The organism is Candidatus Accumulibacter vicinus (assembly GCF_000584955.1).
GTDB classification, from domain to species: domain Bacteria; phylum Pseudomonadota; class Gammaproteobacteria; order Burkholderiales; family Rhodocyclaceae; genus Accumulibacter; species Accumulibacter vicinus.
On the sequence record NZ_JDSS02000024.1, the window covers coordinates 338,107 to 340,720 of the forward strand.

At 66.5% G+C, this 2,614-nt stretch carries 2 protein-coding genes and 1 pseudogene; all 3 read right to left on the reverse strand.

From position 1 onward, the window contains the following. A pseudogene (locus tag CAPSK01_RS12110) lies at positions 1-250 on the reverse strand (hypothetical protein); the annotation flags it as partial. Further along, on the reverse strand, positions 247-1,731 hold the full coding sequence (locus CAPSK01_RS12115; RefSeq protein ID WP_273703584.1) for a hypothetical protein: 1,485 nt from the start codon (positions 1,729-1,731) through the stop codon (positions 247-249). The gene CAPSK01_RS12115 and the pseudogene CAPSK01_RS12110, both read right to left, overlap by 4 nt. Continuing rightward, on the reverse strand, positions 1,721-2,614 hold an 894-nt coding region (locus CAPSK01_RS12120), incomplete at its 5' end, for a stage II sporulation protein M (RefSeq protein ID WP_273703585.1). The genes CAPSK01_RS12115 and CAPSK01_RS12120, both read right to left, overlap by 11 nt.

Genomic DNA, 2,614 nt, shown 5'->3' on the forward strand with positions numbered 1-2,614 from the left:
GGCGATCGAGAAACAGCGTACCGCCGGCCGGCAGCCGATCGATGATGCGCGCGTCCGATTGCCGTGTCAGTTGGCCACCCATGCGCGCGGTGAACCGTTCGAGCGCCAGATAAGGATTACGCCGGGCCTCGGCCTGCGGCGCTTCGCGGTAGGTCGCCGGCACCCGTTCGAGATGGTTGCTCAGCCAGCCGGCGAACAGCGCCAGCATGACGAGGGCGAAGATCGATGTCAGGCTCTGGCGGCGCGTCATGGTCGTGCCGCCGGCTTGCCGAACAGGACATCCCAGCCTGCCAGCAGTTCCTCGATCCGTTCGACCGGGATCGACAGGCGACCGTAGGCCGCCATCCGCCAGGTCTCGACGATCACATTGAAACGCCGGTCGAGCGCCTCGGGGACGCGCCCGGCGATCCGGCGCAGGCAGTCGTTTTCGGTGTCTCCAGAGGCAAAGTCGATCTGCCGCTGATGCATCAGGGCGACCAGCGCACCGCGGTAGAGCAGGCTCAACGCCTCGACGCTGTCGCCCCGATCCAGCGCCGCGTGCGCCGCCGCCGCCACATCCGCCGGCAGGGAAATGGGGCGCAGGTCGAGCCCGAACAGGAACTCCGGTGCTACAGGCGCAGTGCGCGCGCGCACTCCGGCCTGCCGGTAGCGCAGCACCAGCAATATTGCCGCCGCCAGAGCGAAGCCGGTGAAGATCCAGAGCAGGCTCCTGAGCCACTCGGCGAGGATTTCAATGGCCTGCAAGAGCCCCATGATCCAGTTGCTCTGATGGTCATCGAGCTTGTCGACAGGCGAACTCGACGGCTGCCGCCAGCGCCAATGCCAGTCGTCCTTGACCTGACCGAAGACCGGATCGGCGAGGACTGCGTCGATCGCCTGCCTGGCCATGCTGGACGGCTGCGGCGCTTCTTCGGCATGCGCCGGCGTCGCCAGCGGCACCGCCAGTGCCAAGAAAACCACCAGCAGCGATGTCGCGATGGCCGTCGGAGACTGCCGCTCGGCCAGGCGTCGGAACGCAAGCTCGATATCCCAGGCTTCGAGTTCGCTGCGCCGGTTCAGATAGAGCGAAAACCCCGAGGCCACATAGAGCGGCTCGACCACCGTTTCGGCGAGCATGAACATCAGGTTGCCGGCGAAATACCCGGCAGTCGAACGCTCGCCGCCGAACCACTGCCAGGGCGACAGATCCTGCCCATCTCCCGGCACCAGCACCAGCAGCACGATCACGATCGAAACCAGAAGAATCGTTGACATGTTGGCGCAAAAGAAGGTCAGCCAGACGGCCTGCCCCCGGCAGCGCCTCGACAACAGCCGGAAACGTGCCCGCGCGCCCGCGCCGGTCTGCTGCTCGAGCTGCCATACCGGCAGCAGCAGCGAGCGTGCCAGGCTGCCGCGGCGCAGCGTCAGGCCGGAGACAAGGCCCGGCCCGCGCAACAGCCGCGGCAGTGCGCGCAGCAGGTCGCGCACGCGACACTCGTCGCCAAAAACCGAACGGCTGAAGACGAACAGCAGTACCCGGTCGAACAGCGGCTTCAGCCACCACAACACGAGCATCGCGTATTCCGGCCACGGCCACATGACGAGCAGAATGACGACCCCGGCCGGCCAATAGGTCGCGAACCAGGCGCGGTAGACCCGACCACTCCAGTAGCGCAGCAGCGCACGCCCGAGATCCAGCGCCTCCCAGGGGCTGCGCCGGCGCAACCGGACGGTCATCTGCTCAAGTTGCACGGGATCGGCGTCCAGCCAGCAGCAGATAGGCACCGGTGAGTAGCCAGAAAGCGCTGCCGACCGCAATCTTGACTGCCAGCGGAAAACCGCGCAGAGGCGACCAGAAAGCCTCGATGAATGCGGCAAGGAAGGTCAATGCCGCCGCCCCATAAAGCAGCCTCACCGCGACGCGGCCGTTCTCCTGCAAGGCCGCCAGGCGCGTCCGGTGTCCTGGCGCCAGCAGCGCCATTCCGAGCTTCAGTCCGGCAGCGCCGGCGAGCGCCGCGCCGGTCAATTCGAAAGCGCTATGGCCGGCGACAAAGCCCCAGAACGTGTCGACCAGACCGATCTGCGTCAGATGACCGGCAATCGCCCCGATGTAGAGGCCGTTGTAGAGCAGGTAGAAGACTGCGCCGAGACCAAAGGCGATGCCACCGGCGAAGGACTGAAAATCGATGCGTACATTGTTGGCAATATAGAAAGCCCACATTGCCCACTCGCTCGACGCTGCGCGTGGACGGCCGAGGTGCGGGGCAGCCGGCGAGTACATCCCCTCGATCTCGCTGACGGTATCCGGTGAGAGCAGCAGGAAAGCCGCATCGGGCCAGACCTGAATGGCCCACAGCATCGCCAGCAGCGGCCCCAGCAGGAGCAGCGTCGCGGCGACAACCACCCGCCACTCGCTGCGCACCAGCAACGGCAAATCGCCGGCGAAGAAACGGAGCAAGGCATTGCCTTCGGGCCTGGCAGCCCCGTAGATGCGCTGATGGGCAGCCAGCACGCGCTGTTGCAGTTCCTCGGCCAGCGCCGCCGAGTAATTCCGGTCACGCACCAGCGCCAGATCATGGCACAGGCGGCGGAAGCGCTGCGGCAAGCCGGCAGGATCGATGGCGAGCGGCTCCGG